The following is a 17,452-nucleotide window of genomic DNA, read 5'->3' as shown; positions in this document are numbered from 1 at the left end:
AGGGGTTGGGTTGTGTACAAGTCTTGCCGCAGGCGCCTGAACCGCGCTTGTGCGCGGCTCAGCGCGGCGGCGGCGGGGCGATGACCTGGCGGTCGCCGTTGTGTTCGGGCGGCGTGACGATGCCGGCGGCTTCCATGGCCTCGATCAGGCGGGCGGCGCGGTTGTAGCCGATCTTCAGGCGCCGCTGCACGCCGGAAATGGAGGCGCGGCGGGTTTCGGTGACCACCTTCACCGCCTCGTCGTACAGCGGGTCGGACTCGTCGCCCGCGCCGCCGCCGGATTCCGGCAGCCCGGTGGGGCCGATGACGACGCCGTCGCCCATGGACTGCACTTCCTCCAGCACGCCCTCGATGTAGTCCGGGCCGGAGCTGTTCTGGCGCAGGTGGGCCACCACGCGGTGCACCTCGTCGTCGCTGACGAAGGCGCCATGCACGCGCTCGGGCATGGCCGTGCCAGGCGGCAGGTAGAGCATGTCGCCGTTGCCCAGCAGGGTTTCCGCGCCGGACTGGTCAAGGATGGTGCGCGAGTCGATCTTCGAGCTCACCTGGAAGGCGATGCGGGTCGGGATGTTGGCCTTGATCAGGCCCGTGATCACGTCCACCGACGGGCGCTGGGTGGCCAGGATCAGGTGGATGCCGGCGGCGCGGGCCTTCTGCGCCAGGCGGGCGATGAGCTCCTCCACCTTCTTGCCGACGATCATCATCATGTCGGCGAATTCGTCGATGAACACGACGATGTAGGGCAGCGCCTCGAGCGGGCGCGGCACTTCGCCGAGGTCCGGGTTGGGGCGGAACAGCGGGTCCATCAGCGGCTGGCCGGCGTCCTGGGCGTCCTTCACCTTGCGGTTGAAGCCGGCCAGGTTGCGCACGCCCACGGCGCTCATCAGCTTGTAGCGGCGCTCCATTTCGGCCACGCACCAGCGCAGGCCGTTGGCGGCCTCCTTCATGTCGGTGACCACCGGCGCCAGCAGGTGCGGGATGTTCTGGTAGACCGACAGCTCCAGCATCTTCGGGTCGATCATCAGCATGCGCACGTCCTTGGCGCTGCTCTTGTAGAGCAGGCTCAGGACCATGGCGTTCACGCCCACCGACTTGCCCGAGCCGGTGGTGCCGGCCACCAGCAGGTGCGGCATGCGGGCCAGGTCGACCACCACCGGGCGGCCGGCGATGTCCTTGCCGAGCGCCATGGCCAGCGGCGAGGCCAGCTTGTCGTATTCCTTCGAGCGCAGGATTTCGCTGAGGTAGATGGTTTCGCGGTGCGAATTGGGGATTTCCAGGCCCACCACCGACTTGCCCGGGATGACGTCGACCACGCGCACCGACTTCACGCTCAGGCCGCGGGCGATGTCCTTGTCGAGCGAGCTGATCTGGCTGCCCTTCACGCCCGGCGCCGGCTCCATCTCGAAGCGGGTGATCACCGGGCCCGGGTAGGCGCCGACCACCTGCACTTCCACGCGGAAGTCCTTGAGCTTGAACTCGATCTGGCGCGACAGGGTTTCCAGGGTTTCCTCGGAATAACCCTTGGGCTGTTCCTTCGGGTCGTCGAGCAGCGACAGCGGCGGCAGGCCTTCGCCGCCGGAGGCATTGAACAGCGGGATCTGCTGCTCGCGCTGGGCGCGTTCTGACTTCTCGATGACCGGCTTGGGCGGCGGCTCGATCCGCACCGGCTCGCGCTTGGCGCGCTTGATGGTTTCGACCTTGCGGACTTCCTCGCGCTCCTCGCGCATGGCACGGGCGCGCTGCCATTCGGCGGCCTGGCGGGTGCCCTCGCCCAGGCGGCCGAACAGGGCCAGCACCTTGCCGCCGATCCAGTCCATCAGCGCGAACCAGCTCAGGCCGGTGGCCAGGGTGACCGACATCAGCAGCACGGCCAGCAGGAACAGGTGCCCGCCCATGCCACCGAACACCTTGCGCATGGAGGTGCCGACCAGCTGGCCCAGGATGCCGCCCGATTCCGCCGGCAGGTTCGGCGCCGAGCCGCCCAGCACGTGCAGCAGCCCGCAGGCCGAGACCAGGAAACCGACGATGCCGACCAGCCGCAGCGCCGGGCCGAAATCGACGCGGCCGTCGCCGTCCGAATCCAGCCCGAACAGCGCGATCCAGGCGATGCCGCCCAGCACCAGGGGCACGGTGTAGGCCACGTAGCCGAAGAACCAGAACGCGAGGTCCGCCAGGTAGGCGCCCACCAGGCCGCCGACGTTGTGCAGCGGGCCGGCCACGGTGCCGGTGCGCGACCAGCCCGGGTCGTCGGTGTGGTAACTGAGCAGGCTGGCCAGGAGGTAGAGGAGCAGCGGCGACAACGCGACGAGCGCGAGTTCGCGCCAGAGTTTCTGGCGGCGGTCCATGCCGGCGTTGGTGCTTCGATCGGGAGTGCGCGCCACCGAGAGGAACTGCCTCAGAAGGTCGTGATAGATGCCTGTTTATACAGCAGTTCACACGGCCGCGCCCACTGCCCCCTGGCCCGCCGCCGCAACGCTGGGAAACCCCGGTTCGCCTTGATTTGCCCCGCCGTGGCCTACAAGCTACATGGCCTTCGCGACACCACCCCATGAACCAGAAGAATCATACATGACCGCCCCCAAGCACAGCCGCCTGCTCATCCTCGGTTCCGGCCCCGCCGGCTATTCGGCCGCCGTCTACGCCGCCCGCGCCAACCTCAAGCCGGTGCTGGTGACGGGCCTGCAGCAGGGTGGCCAGCTGATGACCACCACCGAGGTGGACAACTGGCCGGGCGATGCCCACGGCCTGATGGGCCCGGACCTGATGGCGCGCATGCAGGCGCATGCCGAGCGCTTCGAGACCGAGATCGTGTTCGACCACATCCACACCGCCGACCTCTCGCGCCGGCCCTTCCGCCTGGTCGGCGACAGCGGCGAGTACACCTGCGACGCCCTGATCATCGCCACCGGCGCCAGCGCCAAGTACCTGGGCATCGAGTCCGAGCAGAAGTTCATGGGCAAGGGCGTGTCGGCCTGCGCCACCTGCGACGGCTTCTTCTTCCGCGACCAGGACGTGGCGGTGATCGGCGGCGGCAACACGGCCGTCGAAGAGGCGCTGTACCTGTCCAACATCGCCCGCAAGGTCTACCTGGTGCACCGCCGCGACAAGCTGCGCTCGGAAAAGATCCTGCAGGACAAGCTCTTCGCCAAGGCCGCGGCCGGCAAGGTGGAGCTGGTGTGGGACCACACGGTGGACGAGGTGCTGGGCGACGATTCCGGCGTCACCGGCATGCGCATCCGTTCGACCCGGGACGAGTCCACCCGCGAAATCGCCGTGCAGGGTTTCTTCGTGGCCATCGGCCATACCCCGAACACGTCGCTGTTCGAGGGCCAGCTGGCCATGCGCAACGGTTACCTGACCATCAAGTCGGGCCTGGAGGGCAATGCCACCGCCACCTCGGTGCCGGGCGTGTTCGCCGCCGGCGACGTGGCCGACCAGGTGTATCGCCAGGCCATCACTTCGGCCGGCTTCGGCTGCATGGCGGCCCTCGACGCCGAGAAGTTCCTCGACAAGGAATGACCGGCCGCACCGCATGAAGCTGCGGCTGCACGAGAGACTCGACGAGATCCCGGCCCAGGCCTGGGACGCCCTGCACGGCGACGCCAACCCGTTCCTGGCGCACGCCTTCCTGGCCGGGCTGGAGCGGCACGGCTGCCTGCGCCCGGCCTGGGGCTGGACGCCTCGCCACGCCTCGCTCTGGCGCGACGGCGAACTGGTGGCCGCGGCCCCGGCCTACCTGAAGTCCAACTCCCACGGCGAATTCGTCTTCGACCAGGCCTGGGCCCAGGCCCACGCCCGCTTCGGGCGTGAGTACTTCCCGAAGTGGCTGGTGGCGGTGCCCTACTCGCCCGTCACCGGCCCACGCCTGCTGGCGCGCGAGCCGGCCGACCGCGCGGCGCTGCTGGCGGCCATGGTGGCGCAGTGCCGGCGCGACGGCCTGTCGTCGCTGCACGTGAATTTCCACCCCGAAACCGAAGACGCCGCCTTCGGCGAGGACTGGCTGGCACGCGAGGACGTGCAGTTCCACTGGCGCAACCGCGGCTGGGCCGATTTCGGGGCCTTCCTGGCGGCGCTGCAGCCCAGGAAACGCAAGAACCTGCGCCAGGAACGCGACAAGGTCGTGCGCGCCGGCTTCCGCTTCCGCACCGTGCACGGCGACGAGGCCGGCGAGGCCGACCTCGAGGCCATGCATTATTTCTACTGCCGCACCTTCGCCGATTACGGCAACCACCCCGCACTGACACTGGATTTCTTCCGGCACCTCGCCACCGCCATGCCGCGCCGGCTGGTGCTGTTCCTGGCCGAACGCGGCGGCGACACGGTGGCCGGCGCGCTCTGCCTGCGCGGCGGCGACACGCTTTACGGCCGCTACTGGGGCGCGCACGAAGCGGCGCCCGGCCTGCACTTCGAAACCTGCTACCACCAGGGCATCGACTACTGCCTGCGCGAGGGCCTGCAAGTGTTCGAGCCCGGCGCCCAGGGCGAACACAAGGTGGCGCGCGGTTTCCTGCCGGTGCTCACCCGCAGCCACCACCACGTGGCCGACCCGGCCTTCGCCGAAGCGCTGCGCGGCTGGTGCGCGCAGGAACGCGCCGGCGCCCGCCGCTACCGCGACGCCGTGCTGGCGCACAGCCCCTTCCGCGATGACGATCCGGCTGCCGCTGCTGGGGCCTGACCCGGAGGCGCCGTTCCCGCCGGCCTGGCGGGCGCTGCGCGATCCCAACGGCCTGCTGGCCATGGGCGGCGACCTGTCGCCGGCGCGGCTGCTCAATGCCTACCGGCACGGCATCTTCCCCTGGTTCTCCGAGGGCGAGCCGATCCTGTGGTGGTGCCCGGACCCGCGCATGGTGTTCGACACCGCGGGCGTGCGGCTGTCCTCGCGCTTCCGCCGCGAGCTCCGGCGCAGCCGCTGGGAGCTGCGCGCCGACACCGCCTTCGACGCCGTCATCGCCGCCTGTGCGCACAGTCCGCGGCCGGGCCAGGACGGCACCTGGATCACGCCGGCGATGGCGGCGGCCTACCGCGAGCTGCACCGGCTCGGCCATGCGCACAGCGTCGAGGTGTTCGACGGCGGACGCCTGGTCGGCGGCATCTACGGCGTGGCGGTGGGCCGCATGTTCTTCGGCGAGAGCATGTTCAGCGCCGAATCGGGCGGGTCGAAGGTGGCGCTGGCCGGGCTGGCCCGGCTGCTGCACGGCTGGGGCTGGCCCCTGCTCGATGCCCAGGTGCGAAACCCCCACCTCGAGTTCCTCGGCGCGCGCCTGCTGCCGCGGGACGACTTCCTGCAGGCCGTGCGCCGGCTGGCCTCCGAACCCGCGGCCGCGGGCTCCTGGGCCGGGCGGGTGGCGCCGTTCCCGGCAGCCCTGCTGGCGGGGGTCACTGCTGATTAACCAAATTTTTGCAAGCGCGGCAAGGACATGGCAGAATGCGCGGCTTCCAAGGGCGGCTTTTCCGCCCAGCGCAACCAAGAATGTCCAAAGACGATTCCATTGAATTCGAAGGCACGGTGCTCGAGACCCTTCCGAACACCATGTTCCGGGTCAAGCTCGAGAACGGCCACGTGATCACGGCCCACATTTCCGGCCGCATGCGCAAGAACTACATCCGCATCCTGACCGGCGACAAGGTCAAGGTCGAGATGACGCCCTACGACCTGACCAAGGGTCGGATCACCTACCGCATGAAATAAGGGGCCAGTCCCCACGTCCTGCAGAATCGGCGGCCATGGGCCGCCGTTCTTCTTTTTCCGCCCGTGTCCGGATGCGCGATTTGGCTGCGTTGCCCGATGGGAGACCGCCCGGTCAGGCCACGCGAGCAACGCCATGAAGCAGGCAGGCAAGTATCTCCCCGAGCACTCGTTGCTGGCGGCGGCGCTCGTGCTCACCGCCACGGGCTTCTGGGACATCTACTTCGGCGACAGCCCCGCCCCCGGGTCCCGCCAGCATTTCCACCTGGTGGCCAACCTCCTGTGGCTGACCCTGCTCACCTGGCAGCTGCGCCTCGCCGCCACCGGAAACTTCGCGGGCCACAGGGTGGTCGGGACGTGGGTGCTCCTGCTCGCGCCGCTGCTGTTCGCCAGCACGTCGATGCTCTCGGTGCATTCGGCGCGCAAGGGCATGGTCTCGGGGCTAGGCGACGCCCTGATCGTCCAGAACGTGATGGGAACCCTGGAGTTCGGACTGCTTGTCCTGCTCGCGTTCGTCTTCAGGAAACGCCGGCGGCTTCATGGCGCGCTCCTTCTCTCGACCGCCATCCTGTTCATGGGGATCGCGCTGTTCTTCACCCTGATCGGCCTGGTCCCCGCCTTCAGGATCGAGGGCCCGGAAACCTTCCACCGGTTCGCCAGCGCGGCCATGACCGGCCAGGCCGTCTGCCTGGCCGTGGGCCTGGCCTTCGTGGCCAGGGACTGGCGGAACGGATGGCCGTTCCTGCTGGCCGCCTTGTTCTTCCCCCTCAACGAGCTGCTGCGGGTGCTGCTGGCTGAAATCGGACTGATCCAGCCGCTGACGCGGTTCGTGGGTTCCCTCGGCGAAATCCCGGTGCTCGCGGGCAGCTTCGCGCTCATGCTCGGGCTGCTCCTGGCGATGGGCATCGGCCGCAGCCGGCCAGCCATGCAACCGGGCTGGCAGCGGACCGGCGCCCCGGAATAAAGACGATGCCCGCCTGGCGGCGGGCATCGTGCGCCTTCGAACCCCTCGGCCGTCAGACCGTCGCGGGCAGCAGCTTCTCGGGCTCGGCCTGGGCGTCGACCACCAGATCGCCGTCGCGCACGTCCACGGTGACCTTGCCGCCGCCGACCAGCTTGCCGAACAGCAGTTCGTCCGCCAGCGGCCGCTTGATCTTGTCCTGCAGCAGCCGCGCCATCGGCCGCGCGCCCATCTGCGGGTCGAAGCCGTTCTGCGCCAGCCACTGGCGCGCGTCCGGCGTAGCCGAGAGGCTCACGTGCTTCTCGTGCAGCTGCGCCTCGAGTTCGATCAGGAACTTGTCCACCACCCGCAGGATGTGGTCCAGCCCCAGCGAGCCGAACTGGATGATGCCGTCCAGGCGGTTGCGGAACTCCGGCGTGAAGGCCTTGCGGATCACTTCCATGGCGTCGGACGTGTGGTTCTGCTCGACGAAGCCCATGGTGCGGCGCGCCGCCTGGGTGGCGCCGGCGTTCGTGGTCATCACCAGCACCACGTTGCGGAAGTTCGCCTCGCGGCCGTTGGTGTCGGTGAGCACGCCGCGGTCCATGACCTGCAGCAGGATGTTGAACACGTCCGGGTGCGCCTTCTCGATCTCGTCGAGCAGCAGCACGCAGTGCGGGGTCTTGACGATCTTCTCGGTCAGCAGGCCGCCCTGGTCGAAGCCGACGTAACCCGGGGGCGCACCGATCAGGCGGCTCACCGAGTGCGCTTCCATGTACTCGGACATGTCGAAGCGCACCAGCTCGATGCCCAGCTGCATCGCCAGCTGCTTGGTCACTTCGGTCTTGCCCACGCCGGTGGGGCCGGCGAACAGGAAGTTGCCGATCGGCTTGTCCGGGTTGGCCAGGCCCGAGCGGGCCAGCTTGATGGCCGAGACCAGGGTCTCGATGGCCGGGTCCTGGCCGAAGATGACCATCTTGAGGTTGCGCTCGAGGTTCTTGAGCACGTCCTTGTCCGAGGCGCTGACCTGCTTGGTCGGGATGCGGGCCATCTTGGCCACGATCAGCTCGATCTCCTCGACGTCCACCACCTTCTTGCGCTTGCCCTCGTCGAGCAGGCGCTGGCGGGCGCCGGCCTCGTCGATCACGTCGATGGCCTTGTCCGGCAGCAGGCGGTCGTTGATGTGCTTGACCGACAGGTCCACCGCGGCCTGCAGCGCGTCGGCGGCGTATTCCACCTCGTGGTGGGCCTCGAAGCGGGTCTTGAGGCCGTTGAGGATGGCCACGGCCTCGGCCACGGTGGGCTCGACCACGTCGATCTTCTGGAACCGGCGCGCGAGCGCGCGGTCCTTTTCGAACACGCCGCGGTATTCCTGGAAGGTGGTGGAGCCGATGCAGCGCAGCTCGCCGCTCTGCAGGACCGGCTTGATCAGGTTGGAGGCGTCCATGGTGCCACCCGACGCCGAACCGGCGCCGATGATGGTGTGGATCTCGTCCACGAACAGGATGGCGCCCGGCTCCTTGCGGATCTGCTGGATGACCGCCTTCAGGCGCTTCTCGAAGTCGCCGCGGTACTTGGTGCCGGCCACCAGCGCGCCCAGGTCGAGCGAATAGATGACCGCGTCCTTGAGCACCGCCGGGACCTTGCCCTCGACGATGCGCCAGGCCAGGCCCTCGGCCAGCGCGGTCTTGCCCACGCCGGCCTCGCCGACGTAGAGCGGGTTGTTCTTGCGGCGGCGGCAGAGCACCTGGATGGTGCGCTCGACCTCGTCCTCGCGGCCGATCAGCGGGTCGATCTTGCCTTCCTTCGCCAGCTCGTTGAGGTTGGAGGCGAATTCCTGCAGCGGGTTGCCCTTGGCCTCGCCGCCCTCCTCGCCCTCCGGCTTGGCTTCGGGCGCGGGTTTCTCCTCGGCGCCGTCGCCGATCTTGGCGATGCCGTGCGAGAGGTAGTTCACCACGTCGAGGCGGGTGATCTCCTGCTGGTTGAGGAAGTACACCGCGTGCGAGTCCTTCTCGCCGAAGATGGCCACCAGCACGTTGGCGCCGGTGACTTCCTTCTTGCCCGAGCTCTGCACGTGGTAGACAGCGCGCTGGAGCACGCGCTGGAAGCCCAGCGTGGGCTGGGTGTCGCGCGGGTCGTCGGCCGGCAGCACCGGCACCGTGTCGGCGATGATCTGGCGCAGCCCGGTGGCCAGCTTGGGCTGGTCGGCGCCGCAGGCCTTGAGCACGCCGGCCGCCGACGGGTTGTCGAGCAGCGCCAGCAGCAGGTGCTCGACCGTCATGAATTCATGGCGGGCTTCGCGGGCCTGCTTGTAGCACTGGCCGATGGTGTACTCGAGGTCCTTGCTGAACATGGGCTACTCCGGAACGTTTGCTCCGATATGGGGCCAGCCTAGGCTTTTTCCATGGTGCACAACAGGGGGTGCTGGTGCTGCCTGGAAAACTCGTTGACTTGGGTGACCTTCGATTCAGCCACCTCGCGCGTGTACACGCCGCAAACGCCCTTGCCGCGGGTATGGACGTGCAGCATGACCTGGGTGGCCTTTTCCCGGTTCATGGCGAAAAAGGACTGCAGGACCTCGACCACGAAGTCCATCGGGGTGAAGTCGTCGTTGAGCAGGACGACCTGGTACAGGGGGGGCCGCACGACCTCCGGGCGGGCGGATTCCACCGCCAGTCCGTGGTCGTGCTCGCGTTCGGGGCGGGGGTCTTGGGGCATGGCGCCAGTATAAGTCGCGCCGGACCGGCGGTAACGCCCCGCCCTCGTGGACGGACGCGAGGTTTTCCGCCGAGAATGGCCGGGCCGGAGTCCCGCCGGCCACCCAACCAGAGACCACGCCATGCGCCTGCTTACTGCTTGCATTGCCGCTGCCCTGCTGTTCGCCGCCCCGCTTTCCGCCGCCGACCACGATGCCGTCGTGAAGGCCCAGCTCGAGAGCAAGGGCACCCCCTTCACCATCGACGACGACGGCGACTTCCAGATCACCGTGAACGTCGGCGGCGGCCGTACCCAGCTGGTCTGGGTCCGCTCGGTGGTCGAGGCCACCAACCACCAGCGCGTGCGCGAAATCTGGTCGCCCGGCTACCAGGCCGAGGGCGCCGCCTTCCCGGCCGCCATCGCCAACGACCTGCTCGAGCGCAGCAACACGCTCAAGCTCGGCTCCTGGGTGAAGCAGGAGCGCGTGGCCATGCTGGTCATCAAGATCCCGGCCGACGCCAGCGCCGACGCCCTGGACGAGGCCATCGACCTGGCGGCCAGCGCGGCCGACGCGGTCGAGCTGGACCTGACCGGCAAGGACGATCTTTGAACTACCGCAGCGGCCGCTTCTGGCAGCCCGACGTGACCGTCGCCACCGTGGTGGTGCGCGACGGCCGCCTGCTGCTGGTCGAGGAGCAGGTGCAGGGCGAGCGTGTGTTGAACCAGCCCGCCGGCCACCTGGAGCCCGACGAGAGCCTGGTGGAAGCGGCGCTGCGTGAAACCCTCGAGGAAACGGGCTGGGAGGTCTCGCTGACCGCCTTCATTGGCGCTTACCAGTGGACCTCCCCGCGCGACGGCAAGCATTTCCTGCGCATGGCGTTCGCGGCCGAACCGGTGCGCCACCACCCCGACCGGCCGCTGGACGAAGGCATCCTGCAGGCCCTGTGGCTCACGCCCGCCGAACTGGCGGCCGAATCGGCCCGCCACCGCAGCCCGCTGGTCTGGAAGGTCGCCGAGGATTTCCTGTCCGGGCGACGGCTGCCGCTGCAGGCCCTGACGCACTGCGCATGACGCCCGCGCGGGTCATCGTCGGCCTGTCCGGCGGCGTGGATTCCTCGGTCGCGGCCCTGTTGCTGCAGCGCCGGGGCGAATCGCTGGCCGGCCTGTTCATGCAGAACTGGGACGACGACAACGACGGCGGCGGCGAATGCCGCGCGGTCGAGGACCGCCGCGACGCCCTGCGCATCGCCGGCCTGCTCGGCATCCCCTTCCACACCCGCAATTTCGCCGCGGAGTACTGGAAGGACGTGTTCCAGCACTTCCTGGACGAATACCGGGCCGGCCGAACGCCCAACCCCGACGTGCTGTGCAACCGAGAGATCAAGTTCAAGACCTTCCTGGACGAGGCCCGCGCGCTCGGCGCCGAGTGCATCGCCACGGGCCACTACGCCCAGGTGGCGCGGCGCGACGGCCGCTGGCTGCTGCTGCGCGGCGCCGACGCCGGCAAGGACCAGAGCTACTTCCTGCACCAGCTGGGCCAGGAACAGCTGTCGGCCACGCTGTTTCCCATCGGCCACCTGCCCAAGGCCGAAGTCCGTCGCCTGGCCACCGAGGCCGGCCTGCCCACGGCGGCGAAGAAGGACTCGACCGGCATCTGCTTCATCGGCGAGCGCGACTTCCGCGAGTTCCTGGGACGCTACCTGCCCGCCCGCCCCGGCCGGATCCAGGACGTGGAGGGCGTGGTGGTCGGCGAGCATGCCGGCGCCTGGTACTACACCCTGGGCCAGCGCGAGGGCCTGAACATCGGCGGCGTGAAGGGCCGCGCCGCGGCGCCGTGGTACGTGGTGGGCAAGGACGTGCACGCCAACGTGCTCTACGTCGACCAGGGCGCCGACAGCCCCTGGCTGCTTTCGAACACCCTGCGCTCGGAGCCGGCGCACTGGGTCGCCGGCGCGCCGCCGGCCGCCCGCTTCGAGTGCACGGCCAAGACCCGCTACCGCCAGGCCGACCAGCCCTGCACCGTGGAGGTGGACGCGGACGGGTCGCTTTCCGTAGCCTTCGCGTCCCCGCAGCGCGCGGTCACGCCCGGCCAGTCCGTGGTGCTCTACCAGGGCGAACAATGCCTGGGTGGCGCCGTGATCGCCCGCACCGACGCTCCCCTGGAAGCCAAGACCCGCCCGTGATGAAGGAACGCGCCCTCGCCCTCGCCGGCCTGCTCCAGGCCGTTTACCTGGTGCAGCAGATGGCCCAGAACGGCCAGGCCCAGGCCGGGCCGCTGGCCGCCAGCATCGACAGCCTGTTCCGCTTCGACGCCGAATCGCCGGAGGCCGTGTTCGACGGCGCCGGCAACCTGCGCCTGGGCCTGGAGCGACTGGTCAACCAGTTCGAGGGCGGCGCCGGGCGCGACGCCGCGGTCACGCGCATGGCCATGACCGTGCTGCACCTCGAACGCAAGTTCATCCGCCACGGCCGCGCGCCCGGCGCCGTGCACGACGGGCTGAAGGAGATCGCCCGCCAGCGCGAGCACTGGGGCCCCGCGCACCCGACCGTGCTGGCGCGGCTGGGCGAGCTGTATGCACGCGAGGTCAGCCCGATCGGGCCGCGCGTGCTGGTGCAGGGCAACCCGGTGTACCTGGGCCAGCCCGACGTGGTCGGCGAAGTGCGCGCCACCCTGCTCGCCGCGGTGCGCGCGGCGGTGCTTTGGCGGCAGCTCGGTGGCAGCTACTGGGACTTCCTGTTCGGCCGCCGCGCCCTGGTGCAGGCGGCGCGCGACTGGCTCGACGCGACACGCTGAGTTGCGGCCCGCGGCGCCGCGCCCAGCGGACGGCGGGGTATGGTTTGGGGCATAATACCGGGCTGACGCGGCCCCACTGCGCGCCACTCCCAGCCCCCTCGAACCAGCCCGGAGCCTGTCCATGAGCGACTCCTTCGCGACCCGCGACCAATTGGCCGTCAACGGCACGACCTACACCTATTTCAGCCTCGCCAAGCTCGGCCAGCGCTTCAACCTGGCCCGCCTGCCGTATTCGATGAAGATCCTGCTCGAGAACCTCCTGCGCTGCGAAGACGGCGGCATGACGGTGGGCAAGGAGCACATCGAGGCCGTCGCCACCTGGGACGCGAAGAAGGAACCGGACACCGAGATCGCCTTCATGCCGGCCCGCGTGGTCCTGCAGGACTTCACCGGCGTGCCCTGCGTGGTCGACCTGGCCGCGATGCGCGACGCCGTGGTCAAGCTCGGCGGCAACGCCGACCAGATCAACCCGCTCATTCCCTCCGAGCTGGTCATCGACCACTCGGTGCAGGTCGACGTCTTCGGCAAGCCCGAGGCGCTGGACCTCAACGGCAAGATCGAGTTCGAGCGCAACCAGGAGCGCTACAGCTTCCTGCGCTGGGGCCAGAAGGCCTTCGACAACTTCAAGGTCGTGCCGCCCAACACCGGCATCGTGCACCAGGTCAACCTCGAGCACCTGGCGCGCGTGGTGATGGAGCGCACCATCGACGGCGTGAAGTACGCGTTCCCGGACACCGTGTTCGGCACCGACTCGCACACCACCATGATCAACGGCATCGGCGTCCTGGGCTGGGGCGTCGGCGGCATCGAGGCCGAGGCCGCCATGCTGGGCCAGCCGAGCTCGATGCTCATCCCGCAGGTCGTGGGCTTCAAGCTCACCGGTAAGCTGCCCGAGGGCGCCACCGCCACCGACCTGGTGCTCACCGTCACCCAGATGCTGCGCAAGCACGGCGTGGTCGGCAAGTTCGTCGAGTTCTACGGCGACGGCCTCGACCACCTGCCCCTGGCCGACCGCGCCACCATCGCCAACATGGCCCCGGAATACGGCGCCACCTGCGGCATCTTCCCGGTGGACGAGGAATCGCTGAACTACCTGCGCCTGTCCGGCCGCGACGAGTCCCAGGTCGCGCTGGTCAAGGCCTATGCCCAGGCCCAGGGCCTGTGGCGCACCCCGGGCCAGCCGGAGGCCGAGTACAGCTCGACCCTGCAGCTGGACATGGGCGAAGTGAAGCCCTCGCTGGCCGGCCCCAAGCGCCCGCAGGACCGCGTGCTGCTGAGCGACATGAAGGCCAACTTCAACGCCAACCTCGGCGCCCTCGCCGCCAACCGCAAGCCGAAGAACGGCGAGGTGGCGCGCATGGATTCCGAGGGCGGCCACCAGGCGCAGGCCGACCACCTGGCCTCCAAGCCCAAGTCGAAGATCCGCATCAAGGACCAGGACGCGCACCTGACCGACGGCTCCGTCGTCATCGCGGCCATCACCTCCTGCACCAACACCTCGAACCCGGCGGTGATGCTGGGCGCCGGCTTGCTGGCGCGCAACGCCGTGGCCAAGGGCCTCAAGTCCGCGCCGTGGGTGAAGACCTCGCTCGGCCCGGGCTCGCTGGTGGTCACCGACTACCTCAAGAAGGCCGGCGTGCTCGACGACCTCGAGCAGCTCGGCTTCCACGTGGTCGGCTACGGCTGCACCACCTGCATCGGCAACTCGGGCCCGCTGCCCGAGGAAGTCTCCAAGGGCATCGCCGAGAACGACCTGGTGGTGACCTCGGTGCTCTCGGGCAACCGCAACTTCGAAGGCCGCGTGCACGCCGAAGTGAAGATGAACTACCTGGCCTCGCCGCCGCTGGTGGTCGCCTACGCCATCGCCGGCACCACCGACATCGACCTGACCACCGAGCCGCTGGGCACGGGCAGCGACGGCAAGCCGGTGTACCTCAAGGACATCTGGCCCTCGAACAAGGAAATCGGCGACTTCATCGCCAAAACCGTCGGCCCGGAGATGTTCAAGCACAACTACGCCAACGTCTTCGGCGGCGACACCCGCTGGAACCAGATCGCCTCGCCGGACGGCGCCAAGTTCGCCTGGGACGACGCTTCCACCTACATCAAGAACCCGCCCTACTTCGACGGCATGCAGATGGCCGTGGGTTCGATCGCCGACATCAACGGCGCCCGCGTCATGGGCATCTTCGGCGACTCGATCACCACCGACCACATCAGCCCGGCCGGCAACATCAAGGCCAGCTCGCCGGCGGGCAAGTTCCTGCAGGCGCGCGGCGTGCAGCCGGCCGACTTCAACAGCTACGGCTCGCGCCGCGGCAACGACGACGTGATGGTGCGCGGCACCTTCGCCAACATCCGCATCAAGAACCTGATGCTGGGCGGCGAGGAAGGCGGCAACACCATCCACTACCCCACCGGCGAGAAGCTGGCGATCTACGACGCGGCCATGAAGTACAAGGCCGAGGGCGTGCCGCTGGTGGTGTTCGCGGGCAAGGAGTACGGCACCGGTTCGTCGCGCGACTGGGCGGCCAAGGGCACCAACCTGCTGGGCGTGAAGGCGGTCGTGGCCGAGAGCTTCGAGCGCATCCACCGCTCCAACCTGGTCGGCATGGGCGTGCTGCCCTGCCAGTTCCTGGAAGGCCAGAACGCGCAGTCGCTGGGCCTCAAGGGCGACGAGGTGGTCTCGATCACCGGCCTGCAGGACGGCGCCGCCAAGACCGCGACGGTCGTGGCGACCCGCCCGGACGGCACCGAGCTGCGTTTCCAGGTGCAGGTGCTGCTGCTGACGCCGAAGGAAGTCGAGTACTTCCGCCACGGCGGCATCCTGCACTACGTGCTGCGCCAGCTGGCGGCCCGCAAGGCGGCCTGAGGCCGGGCCGGCCACTGCCGGCCGCGCACGTGGCACGAACAAGGGCGGCCTCCGGGCCGCCCTTTTTTTGGCGGTGCTAGAGCGCCGGCTCCCAGCGCGCCGAGATCAGCACCCATTCCCCGTCGTCGAGCCGCCAGCCGGTTTCGACGCGATAGACCTGCGCCCGGTCCGGCAGCAGGCCCTCGCCGCCGCGGGTGGCCGCGGTGAAGCTCGCGGTCGCGCGGTCGCCGATCAGTTCCACCTCCACCGGGCCCAGCGCCACCCCCACCTCCCGGTTGCGAAGCCAGGCCAGCGCGGCGGTGCGCCGCAGGCGGTCGCGGTCCATGCCGTCCGGGCCGGCGAAGTCCTCGGCCAGGCCTTCGGCAAGGGCGTCCGCGTCGCGGGTCTCGATGGCGGCTTCCAGGCCGGCGATCCGAGCGCGCAGCGCCGCTTCGGGCGGCTCGCGTTGGCAGCCCGCGGCCAGCGCGAGCAGGACGCACAAGGTCGTCGTGAAGGGAGCGCGAAGCCCTGCGCGGCGCGCCTTGCCTGACCCCGAGGGGTATGCTCCAATCGAGCGAATACTCCAATTCGCGGCGCGATCGCGCGCAGCGCGGCGGGGAATGCAGGCATCGGGAATCGAGGGGAAGTGCATGGGTTTCGAACGTCCTTGGCTGGCCAATTATCCGAAGGGTATCGCCCCCGAGGTCGACCTGGAGAAATACCCGTCGATCGTAGCGGTGCTCGAGGAGACCTGCCGCGAGTACCGCGACAACCCGGCCTTCGCCAATTTCGGCAAGAAGCTCACCTACGCCGAGATCGACCGGCTCAGCACCCAGTTCGCCAACTACCTGCTGCATGAGCTCAAGCTCAAGAAGGGCGACCGCGTCGCCCTGATGATGCCCAACATCCTGCAGTACCCGATCGCCATCTTCGGCGTGCTTCGCGCCGGGCTCACGGTGGTCAACACCAACCCGATGTACACCGCCCGCGAGCTCAGGCACCAGCTCACCGACTCGGGCGCCAGCGCCATCGTGGTGCTGGAGAACTTCGCCCACGTGGTGGCCGACGTCGTCGCCGACACGGCGCTCAAGCAGGTCATCGTCACCGGCGTGGGCGACATGCTCGGTTTCCCCAAGGGCCCGCTGATCAACTTCGTGCTGCGCCACGTGCGCAAGGAAGTGCCCGAATACGAGCTGCCCGGCCACGTTCGTTTCACCGAAACCCTGGCCCTGGGCGCGCGCCACCAGCTGCCGGCCATCGACATCCGCGGCACCGACATCGCCTTCCTGCAGTACACCGGCGGCACCACCGGCGTCGCCAAGGGCGCCATGCTGACCCACCGCAACCTGGTGGCGAACATGCAGCAATCGTCGGTGTGGATCGGCACCAACGCCACCATGGGCAAGGAGGTGATCATCACCGCCCTGCCCCTGTACCACATCTTCGCGCTGACGGCGAACTGCCTGGTCTTCATGAAGTTCGGCGGCCTGAACTACCTGATCACCAACCCGCGCGACATGAAGGGTTTCGTCGCCGAACTGAAGAAGATCCCGTTCACCGCCATCACCGGCGTGAACACGCTTTTCAACGGCCTGCTCAACACCCCGGGCTTCGACCAGGTCGATTTCTCGCGCCTGCACCTCACGTTGGGCGGTGGCATGGCCGTGCAGCGCGCGGTGGCCGAACGCTGGAAGAAGGTCACCGGCGTCACCCTGGTCGAGGCCTACGGCCTCACCGAAACCTCGCCCGCCGCCTGCATCAACCCGATGGACCTGCCCGAATACAACGGCGCCATCGGCCTGCCGATCCCGTCCACCGACGCCTGCGTCAAGGACGACGAAGGCCGCATGCTGCCCGTCGGCGAAGTGGGCGAGCTGTGCATCAAGGGCCCGCAGGTGATGGCCGGCTACTGGCAACGCCCCGAGGAAACCGCCAAGGTCATCGACGCCGATGGCTGGCTGCATACCGGCGACATGGCCAAGATGGACGCGCAGGGTTTCTTCTACATCGTCGACCGCAAGAAGGACATGATCCTGGTCTCGGGCTTCAACGTGTACCCGAACGAGGTCGAGGACGTGATCGCGCTGATGCCCGGCGTGCTCGAGGTGGCCGCGGTGGGCGTGCCCGACGAGAAGTCCGGCGAGGCGGTGAAGGTGGTCATCGTGCGCAAGGACCCGGCGCTCACCGCCGAACAGGTCAAGGATTTCTGCCGCGAGCAGCTCACCGGCTACAAGCACCCGCGCTACGTCGAGTTCCGCAACGAATTGCCCAAGTCGAACGTGGGCAAGATCCTGCGCCGGGAGCTGCGCGACTCCGCCGCCAAGGCCTGACGCACCGGGCACCCCGGCCGGGCGCCGCCTACACCAAACGGGGGGCGGTTTACAACGGGGGCTGAACAGGGTCTAGAATCGGGCGAAGGAGCCTAACGGTTCCTTAACCGCCGCCCGGTCCCACGTGCCATGCGGGCGGCCTGCCGCCCCCATGA

At 68.9% G+C, this 17,452-nt stretch carries 14 protein-coding genes and 1 pseudogene; 11 read left to right on the top strand and 4 right to left on the bottom strand.

Going from position 1 to position 17,452, the window contains the following annotated elements; all coding sequences use genetic code 11:
* Nucleotides 1-58 precede the first annotated feature (58 nt).
* Nucleotides 59-2,344, bottom strand: coding sequence for a DNA translocase FtsK (locus tag N790_RS05565; RefSeq protein WP_084062682.1), 2,286 nt, complete (start codon nt 2,342-2,344; stop codon nt 59-61).
* 223 nt (nt 2,345-2,567) lie between these two features.
* Between N790_RS05565 and trxB the strand changes: the two genes are divergently transcribed.
* The 5 genes from trxB to N790_RS05540 all read left to right on the top strand — a co-directional run bounded on the left by trxB (nt 2,568) and on the right by N790_RS05540 (nt 6,649).
* A complete protein-coding gene (gene trxB / locus N790_RS05560; RefSeq protein ID WP_043801789.1) occupies nt 2,568-3,518 on the top strand; it encodes a thioredoxin-disulfide reductase in 951 nt (316 codons plus the stop codon).
* A gap of 13 nt (nt 3,519-3,531) precedes the next feature.
* Nucleotides 3,532-4,674: a GNAT family N-acetyltransferase gene (locus N790_RS05555; RefSeq protein WP_043801787.1), complete on the top strand. Its 1,143-nt coding sequence runs from the start codon at nt 3,532-3,534 to the stop codon at nt 4,672-4,674.
* Nucleotides 4,643-5,389: a leucyl/phenylalanyl-tRNA--protein transferase gene (gene aat, locus N790_RS05550; protein WP_043801785.1), complete on the top strand. Its 747-nt coding sequence runs from the start codon at nt 4,643-4,645 to the stop codon at nt 5,387-5,389. Before N790_RS05555 ends, aat begins: the two co-directional genes overlap by 32 nt.
* An 80-nt stretch (nt 5,390-5,469) precedes the next feature.
* On the top strand, nt 5,470-5,688 hold the full coding sequence (gene infA, locus N790_RS05545) for a translation initiation factor IF-1 (RefSeq protein ID WP_034211033.1): 219 nt from the start codon (nt 5,470-5,472) through the stop codon (nt 5,686-5,688).
* Between the two features lie 133 nt (nt 5,689-5,821).
* Complete coding sequence (locus N790_RS05540) at nt 5,822-6,649, top strand: hypothetical protein (protein ID WP_156969950.1); 828 nt, start codon at nt 5,822-5,824, stop codon at nt 6,647-6,649.
* Nucleotides 6,650-6,701: 52 nt separating this feature from the next.
* On the opposite strand, the gene clpA is transcribed toward N790_RS05540, so the two are convergent.
* The gene (gene clpA / locus N790_RS05535) at nt 6,702-8,978 is read right to left on the bottom strand and encodes an ATP-dependent Clp protease ATP-binding subunit ClpA (protein WP_043801781.1); all 2,277 of its coding nucleotides are present in this window, start codon (nt 8,976-8,978) and stop codon (nt 6,702-6,704) included.
* A gap of 38 nt (nt 8,979-9,016) precedes the next feature.
* Nucleotides 9,017-9,343, bottom strand: coding sequence for an ATP-dependent Clp protease adapter ClpS (clpS, locus tag N790_RS05530; RefSeq protein WP_043801780.1), 327 nt, complete (start codon nt 9,341-9,343; stop codon nt 9,017-9,019).
* A gap of 121 nt (nt 9,344-9,464) precedes the next feature.
* On the opposite strand from clpS, the gene N790_RS15935 reads away from it, so the two are divergent.
* From N790_RS15935 to acnA, 5 genes and pseudogenes are all read left to right on the top strand, one after another.
* Nucleotides 9,465-9,932, top strand: coding sequence for a hypothetical protein (locus tag N790_RS15935; protein ID WP_052385712.1), 468 nt, complete (start codon nt 9,465-9,467; stop codon nt 9,930-9,932).
* Nucleotides 9,929-10,393 (top strand): NUDIX hydrolase, encoded by a 465-nt coding sequence (locus N790_RS15930; protein WP_043801779.1) that lies wholly within the window; start codon nt 9,929-9,931, stop codon nt 10,391-10,393. The genes N790_RS15935 and N790_RS15930 overlap by 4 nt, the downstream gene beginning before the upstream one ends.
* Nucleotides 10,390-11,505 carry a tRNA 2-thiouridine(34) synthase MnmA gene (mnmA, locus tag N790_RS05515; protein ID WP_043801777.1) on the top strand — a complete coding sequence of 372 codons (1,116 nt, stop codon included), beginning with the start codon at nt 10,390-10,392 and terminating at the stop codon, nt 11,503-11,505. Before N790_RS15930 ends, mnmA begins: the two co-directional genes overlap by 4 nt.
* Nucleotides 11,505-12,116: a high frequency lysogenization protein HflD gene (hflD, locus tag N790_RS05510; protein WP_043801776.1), complete on the top strand. Its 612-nt coding sequence runs from the start codon at nt 11,505-11,507 to the stop codon at nt 12,114-12,116. Before mnmA ends, hflD begins: the two co-directional genes overlap by 1 nt.
* Nucleotides 12,117-12,237: 121 nt before the next feature.
* A pseudogene (gene acnA / locus N790_RS05505) lies at nt 12,238-14,913 on the top strand (aconitate hydratase AcnA); the annotation flags it as partial.
* Nucleotides 14,914-15,064: 151 nt separating this feature from the next.
* On the opposite strand, the gene N790_RS05500 reads toward acnA, so the two are convergent.
* Complete coding sequence (locus tag N790_RS05500) at nt 15,065-15,469, bottom strand: nuclear transport factor 2 family protein (protein WP_043801772.1); 405 nt, start codon at nt 15,467-15,469, stop codon at nt 15,065-15,067.
* Between the two features lie 148 nt (nt 15,470-15,617).
* On the opposite strand from N790_RS05500, the gene N790_RS05495 reads away from it, so the two are divergent.
* The gene (locus tag N790_RS05495) at nt 15,618-17,297 is read left to right on the top strand and encodes a long-chain fatty acid--CoA ligase (protein WP_043801771.1); all 1,680 of its coding nucleotides are present in this window, start codon (nt 15,618-15,620) and stop codon (nt 17,295-17,297) included.
* Nucleotides 17,298-17,452 lie beyond the last annotated feature (155 nt).

The organism is Arenimonas malthae CC-JY-1 (assembly GCF_000747075.1).
GTDB lineage: Bacteria > Pseudomonadota > Gammaproteobacteria > Xanthomonadales > Xanthomonadaceae > Arenimonas > Arenimonas malthae.
The sequence above is the reverse complement of the archived record's forward strand: the minus strand, read 5'-3'. Positions and strand labels throughout refer to the sequence as shown.